The organism is Bradyrhizobium sp. Ses1, from assembly GCF_059512365.1.
Genome location: NZ_JCAMOQ010000119.1, coordinates 1 through 6,472, shown reverse-complemented (window position 1 = coordinate 6,472; position 6,472 = coordinate 1). Strand labels below are relative to the sequence as shown.

The 6,472-nt window shown below is 58.8% G+C and carries 8 protein-coding genes; 7 read left to right on the top strand and 1 reads right to left on the bottom strand.

Annotation, left to right across the window (positions count from 1 at the left end):
* Positions 1–97 precede the first annotated feature (97 nt).
* Complete coding sequence (locus AC5ZG5_RS45410) at positions 98–295, bottom strand: hypothetical protein (protein WP_456671310.1); 198 nt, start codon at positions 293–295, stop codon at positions 98–100.
* A 49-nt stretch (positions 296–344) separates the two neighbouring features.
* Between AC5ZG5_RS45410 and AC5ZG5_RS45405 the strand changes: the two genes are divergently transcribed.
* The 7 genes from AC5ZG5_RS45405 to AC5ZG5_RS45375 all read left to right on the top strand — a co-directional run bounded on the left by AC5ZG5_RS45405 (position 345) and on the right by AC5ZG5_RS45375 (position 6,457).
* On the top strand, positions 345–971 hold the full coding sequence (locus tag AC5ZG5_RS45405) for an outer membrane protein (RefSeq protein WP_496138735.1): 627 nt from the start codon (positions 345–347) through the stop codon (positions 969–971).
* Positions 911–1,573 (top strand): outer membrane protein, encoded by a 663-nt coding sequence (locus AC5ZG5_RS45400; protein ID WP_456647096.1) that lies wholly within the window; start codon positions 911–913, stop codon positions 1,571–1,573. The genes AC5ZG5_RS45405 and AC5ZG5_RS45400 overlap by 61 nt, the downstream gene beginning before the upstream one ends.
* Positions 1,574–1,586: 13 nt before the next feature.
* Positions 1,587–2,045, top strand: coding sequence for a hypothetical protein (locus tag AC5ZG5_RS45395; RefSeq protein ID WP_456647097.1), 459 nt, complete (start codon positions 1,587–1,589; stop codon positions 2,043–2,045).
* A 336-nt stretch (positions 2,046–2,381) separates the two neighbouring features.
* Positions 2,382–3,083: a hypothetical protein gene (locus AC5ZG5_RS45390; protein ID WP_456647098.1), complete on the top strand. Its 702-nt coding sequence runs from the start codon at positions 2,382–2,384 to the stop codon at positions 3,081–3,083.
* 54 nt (positions 3,084–3,137) lie between these two features.
* The gene (locus tag AC5ZG5_RS45385; RefSeq protein WP_456647099.1) at positions 3,138–4,466 is read left to right on the top strand and encodes a hypothetical protein; all 1,329 of its coding nucleotides are present in this window, start codon (positions 3,138–3,140) and stop codon (positions 4,464–4,466) included.
* Between the two features lie 794 nt (positions 4,467–5,260).
* A complete protein-coding gene (locus AC5ZG5_RS45380) occupies positions 5,261–5,503 on the top strand; it encodes a hypothetical protein (protein ID WP_456647100.1) in 243 nt (80 codons plus the stop codon).
* A gap of 633 nt (positions 5,504–6,136) precedes the next feature.
* Complete coding sequence (locus AC5ZG5_RS45375; RefSeq protein ID WP_456647101.1) at positions 6,137–6,457, top strand: hypothetical protein; 321 nt, start codon at positions 6,137–6,139, stop codon at positions 6,455–6,457.
* Positions 6,458–6,472: the final 15 nt, after the last annotated feature.

The window sequence follows — 6,472 nt, the reverse complement described above, 5'->3', positions numbered from 1 at the left end:
TGGTCCGCTCCGTTTATCAAAACGGAACGGCATCCGCACCACCTAAGCCGCTGGTCCAAAATCCGGGGTCCACTTCACTCTCCGCCGGAGCATTCACCTATTCAATCGGTCGGAGCTGGCGTGCAGCATGCGCCTCGTGTCCGACCTCAGACGCGCGGCTTGTTTCAAAATCCACCGATCTTGTTACGAAGACAACATCGCGATCGAAAAAAGCCGCAGGGAATGCCCATCGCGTCTGCTGGCCTAGATCCTGCACACCACAGACGGCATGCAAGCGGCCAACGACATCGGCCATTCGGCCTTCGTTGCAAGTGGGCGCGCGCGTTATGTCTTCGTGAGGTGATATGCGATCTGACCTTCTTTTTTGGAGTGCCGCAACAGCTGCGCTTGTTGCAGGCGGGACCGTCAATTCGGCCGATCTTAAGCCGGCAGTAAAGGACCCACCCGCCGTCTGGAGCTGGACAGGAGGATATATCGGCGGGCACGTCGGCGGGGGCTACGGGCGGACATCATTCAGTGATCCCTATGGTCCGTCACTCTATGGGGACGTTGTCGACACCCCTGTGTTCCTGGCCGGAGGTCAGATCGGCTACAACTGGCAGAGGGAGCGCTGGGTTTTTGGCGTTGAATTGGATGCCAGTGGCGCTGTCTCGCACGGTACAAACACCTGTCTTGCTGTGTCCGGCCATATCGTCAGCGCGAACTGCAACGCCAGTCCAAGCGTCTTTGTCACTGGGACGGGTCGCCTGGGTTACGCGCTTGGCCCGCAGGGCCATACGCTGGTTTATCTCAAGGGGGGCGTGGCCGGCAGCACAATCGCGGCGATGTCACCAACAACAACGAATTCTCTGGCCTGGCGCCACAGAATGCCACTCATTTCGACTATGGTCGTGTCGGTGGCACAATCGGGGTGGGCGTCGAGCAAGCGCTCACGCCGGCATGGTCCGTCAAACTCGAGTACGACTATTTGAGGTTCGACGGACCAAATGTGGTAACCACTCCGACCCTACAGTATCCGCCCTTGGCAACGGTCCCCGCCAACATCACTAGCCTATCCAGCAGCTATCACGTCGGAAAGCTTGGTCTGAACTACCATTTTGACGCCGACGCACGGACGCCGGGATGGTCAGATGCGCCGCTATACGCGACAAAGCCGACGGTCAGCGCATCGCCGATTGCCTTCGCTGATAGGTGGTCGCTGGAAAGCGGCACGCGGCTCTGGTTAAGCCGAGGAAGGTTTCAATGGGACCACGGGAGCAGTGATCTCGTATCAAGGCTCACCTATCATGGGCTGGATGGGATTTCCGGTGAGTTGTTCCAACGTGTTGACAGCCCTTGGGGGATCTTCCTGAAGGGCAATATCGGGTTCGGCCGCTTCAACAACGGAAATGAGAACGATGAAGATTGGGGCTTGGCCGATACCTACGGAAGGCCCCGCATCGCCTACGCCAACACGATATCGGGTCAGGCCAACGGAAGGTTTACCTACTACACCGCCGATGCCGGCTACAATTTCCTGCGCGGCAGCACTTATAAGGTCGGTGGGCTGGAGCTACTACGGCCAGAAGTCTGATAAGATAGGATCCGTGGAGATCGCCTCCCCCGGCCATCGAAGCCTTGTGCCGGGCGATAGAAGGATTGTCGGCAGCCAAGACACTGATTGGAATGCGCTGCGCATCGGCCTCAGCGCTGAGACCATGTTGCTCGACCGTTGGCGCGTGAGCGCCGATATTGCCTACCTGCCGTGGACGGATTTCCACGGGCGCGACAACCATCTGCTGCGTCAATTCACGAAGTTCACTGATCAACGCGGGAGTGGTGGCAGTGGTGTGCAGGTCGAGGCAGTCTTATCCTACTTCATCACTGAGAACTTCAGCGTTGGCATCGGTGGCCGTTATTGGGCCATGTGGACTCCAAATCAGCGTAAACAACTCGCCACCGAAGCCGAGGCGGGCAGCCGTCCTGTTACCCACGGGCCCTTTCCTGGGAACTATAGCATGGAACGATGGGGCACGTTCCTGCAGGCCTCCTACAAGTTTGACTGAAACTGCTTGCTCCTCGCTCTAAGCTTCGGACGGCCGAGATTACACAATGATGACGGTACCGCCCCCTTGGCTAGACTAGAACTAAGCGAAGGACCGGGAATAAAGCTGCAAGCTTTTGGGCCGTTCAAGCCCGAAAGCTTGCATCGATCTATCGAAGATGAGCCAGGCGCCGCGGAGGCGGTGCAACGTTTGATCTTCGATGTCAGCGCCGTCATTCCGCCCCCACCGCAGGGCTATTGGTCGACCAACCGACGCAAGATCCGAATGACTGCAGCCTAGCCCGAGCCCGGCCCGGCCGTCGCGCCGCCGGCGGTGAGGCGTGCATCGGAGGTGACGATGTGGATCGAGAACAGCAGGCCGCGCTCGGAGGATCGCTTCCGGGCTGCCAGAACGAGCACTCCCGAGCACCGGCAGGAGCATCAGGTGCTCGAGCGCTTGAAGCTTTGGAAATTCGAGATCGAGGGCTTACTCGACCTCGACATCATCGCGCCTGTGAACCGTTCGATGGGAGAAACAGCCTTCGGTCCAGCTAGATCTTGCGTACGTCACTCGCAGCAACAACAGCGTTCAGAAATGACAGATGCGAGCCGATCGGCGATCCGCGTCTCCTTGAGCTCGTTCACAAGCACGTGTTGGTTGTTGGTTGTGAGTTGGCTCACATTCGCGCACACCCGTGATGGGTACAATGCCATGCTGCTTCTCCACGGGAGGGCGTCATGTCAGGCCTTATCGGGTGTATCGCAGGCAGATTTGTTGGCGTGGGCTCAAACCTACTGGATAATTCCCGCCGGGATGTTAGCCTTATATTTCTACGGACGATTCCATTTCAACAGTCCGGATTATGCGATCGACTTCGGCAATCGAGACGCTCCGGGCGAGCCGATAGGGCTCCGACTGATTACGCCGGCGCCTCCGATATTCACGACATCGCGAGCCCGCTATAATCGTTTCGCCAGACGCTACGTGGCATTACTCGAACTCGCTTTCATTGCCATTGTATTCTTTCCCAGCCTGGTCGCCGAAGCATTGGCTTGCTGACCCACTCTTCGGTTTCCTGGGGAGATTCGTTAACCTTGCAGCATAGCGCATTGGTTGCGTTGTTTCGCGCTCACGGGGCTGCTCTCCTCCTTTCCAGGATTTAAGGACATCGACGGTTGGCTGCTCCGAGCGTTGCACAGAGCCGCCTTCATTCCGGACGACGCGCGGATACTCGCTGAGAAGCTCTACGCGGCTCCGTATTCCCCGCCGCCGGCTGCGTTGGCGGCCGTTCGCTCGACACTTACCACTCGTGACGCGATTCGAGCGGCGGAGGGCAAGCTGGTGGGCGCGCTGGAGCAGAGACTGATCGCGGTTCGATGCCTACGCACTCAACTCCAATCTATCATGGCGGATGGAAAATTCACCGAATTCAAGATCAAGCTTGACCGTGACCTGCGCCAAGTCGCAAACCAGAGCCAGGAATTACGAACCGCGCTCACCGCGTATCTGGTTGATCAGGAGAAACTGGTCCCCGCCGACGTGGCCGACATAGATAGTTACATATCGGCCAATATCGACAAGCAAGAGCTCAGAGCACTCTCTGCGCGCCGGCAAGAGCTTCAAACCAGATGCGATACCCTCTACGAAACGCTGTGCCTGCTGACTGCCCTATCGGCTTTTGCGAGCGAACTGACGCCGGAGGACATGAGTGAGACTCTCAACGAACTTGGTTTCACCATCAGCATCCCACCGCTCCCACTCTTTGATTGGGACGCCGTTGTGCGCGTGATCGGCTCGATGTTCCTGATTCTGCTCGTCGCCAATGTGGCCTATGCAGGGTTAGCGTATCTACGCGGCGAAGAGGCGCTGATGCCGAATCGCGCCCGCGTGATCGGATATTCCCTCACCTTCACCTTGAACTATTCGATCGTCATGATCCTCGCGATCAAACTGAAGCGTAAATGGCGAAGCGAGGGCGCCTCCAACTTCGACCGCCCGGAGAATCTCATAATTGCTTTGGCTGCTTACAGCACGTCTCTGTTCTTCACTATCCCGTTCAGCATATATCTGCGCGGAGAATTTACGATCGCGCCGTTTCTCTTTGCATCCAGCCAAGCTGTGCTCGGCTATTTCATCGGCGTCTATGTAGACCGCGCGGGAAAGTCAACGGGGGTTTCGTTCGCCGCTGCGGGGTGGCAGGGCGCGCTGCAACTTGCTGCGACCTTGATCGCTTTTTTGGAATCTCCGCCGCTGCCCGGGACCACGCTGGATTTTTTCGATGTGTTGTCCTTCAGCGCCTTCGTCGCAGTTCAATCAGTCCTCAGCGGCTTCTTGGTCGGCGTGCTGTTCCAGCACTTCTACAAGCGCACAATGGCGCTCTCTACGAAATCTGATAAGGGCGTCGCCGCCGGCGTCATTGCGACGCTCAAATCGGCGCACTAAGGGCGCCGATTCCAAGCAAATCCGACGCCGAGTATCGGGCGGCTCGAAGAGCCCACCCTCTTGAATTCGCGCGCAAGTTGAGGAACTCTCGGCACGGCTTCAGGGGGCTATATGCAAAAATTTGCGATCTTGGGGACTGGGCTGGCTCTGTTGGGCTACGCCTTCTATCAGCCCGCCGCACCGCCTTCCCTCCCGGCCACAACGGCCGCAGTGCCTGCGCTGACAAGATCACCGGAAGCATCCCCGAAGGTCGCGGCGCCGGCGCCGCGTCAGGAGTCCGTCCGCCTGGCCCGCGCAGCAATGACTTCGGACCGCACGCTCAGGGTGGACCAGCAAACCGCTCAGCGGCCGGCGCAAGCGGCGCCCCCGACACCTGCGAAGCGAGCGACCGAGGTCCTCACCGCCGCGGTGATCGCCGCCTTAATCATCCAGGAGAGCCGCCGGGCATACCATGCCACCGGGCGGCGGTGCGCGTGCCCGGACGATGCCATGCGAAATGGGCGAGCCTGTGGAGGCCGCAGCGCCTACAGCCGCCCGGGCGGCCGCGCCCCAATTTGCTATCCGAGCGACGTCAGCGAGACCATGATCAAGAATTATCGCGCTCGGCTGGCGGAGCGATGACGACTGCCGCCGCGCATCGCACCAGTCCCTGTGCAAAATCGTGACAAGGTAGGATGCGTAGATGAAAGCGCCGAGACTACTCCGATGGTCTAATGCCGTAGCCATTGCGTGCATGCGCGTCACCGTGGTTGTATCCCGCCGCTTTTAAAACCAAGCTACTGGGGAGATTCGAAATGAAACGTGTTCTTTTGGCTGTTGTTCTCTCGATCGCGGCGACTGGCGCACAGGCGCAGCTTTATGGCACAGGCTCCAATCCGCGCAATCACAGTGTATCCGGGCATTACACCGGCAGTGGAACGTACGTGCAGCCCTATATCGCCACTAATCCGAACAGCACCCAGATGGACAACTATTCTACCCGCAGCAACGTGAACCCGTACAACGGTCACGTCGGCACGAGAACGCCGCGGTACTAGGTGCTTGATTGATACGCTTCCGCCTTGCAATTGAGGTTCAAGTGGCGGAACGCGATCTCGCGCGCGGCGCGGCCGCGCGCCTCCGGGGCATTGGTCAAGGGTGCTGACAGCGCGGCAGGCGAGCGCCCCGGCCGAGGAAAAGGTCCGCCTGGCTGATCAAGCGGCTTCAAATCTGACGAATAGCGCGGGACAGAGCCCTGCCCCGGCATGAGACGTAAATGCCAGCTTCCACTTCGAAAAGATACAAGCTTCACGGGATCCTCAGAGAGGGCGGGCGGCTGCGCAACGAAATAGAATTAGCGCGATGACTTTCAAGTTGCACCCTGATGCGGCGGCTTGACGTGATCGCGTTGCATCCGGCATTTCAGCTTCGGATGAAGCGCCGCAAGCTTCGGGACTTGATCGACCCGCATGGGGTGATCCATACATTTTCCGCCCGGATCACTGGCAAGGACACGCCAGCGAGAGGCGCGCCCCAGACGTTTGAGCACGATGGCAACGGGCGCCAAGGTCGCTTTTTTCACACAGGGGCGACAAGCCTTTTTCGATCCGGACGACAACTTTCGCAGCTTACGAAGCTAGTACAGCGTGTATTGGGGATGTCCGCGCTCAACAATTTGCTGAGCGAGGACTATGTGGAAAAGTTCGCCATTGACTGGTGTATCGATGCTAGAGAAGCGCAGCCGTTTTCGACAGTATCTGACCGCCCGGATTCGTTCCGATGTCTCAGATCACCAGATCTGGATTCCCATTTCGGACTTGCCGCTTGAGGAGGACTTCCAATTCGGTTTGGCCCGCGCAATCCCGACACCTCGCGGCTTTCTCGATGGTGCGGAGCGATCTGCGCTTTCCCGCCATTCGGAGCATCGCGATAATATCGTTGGCGACTTTCTGCGGATTCCAATGATCGCGCGCAGGTATTCCAATCTGATGCCGCGCAGCGTTCCGATCTGATCGCGCGCAGGTGAA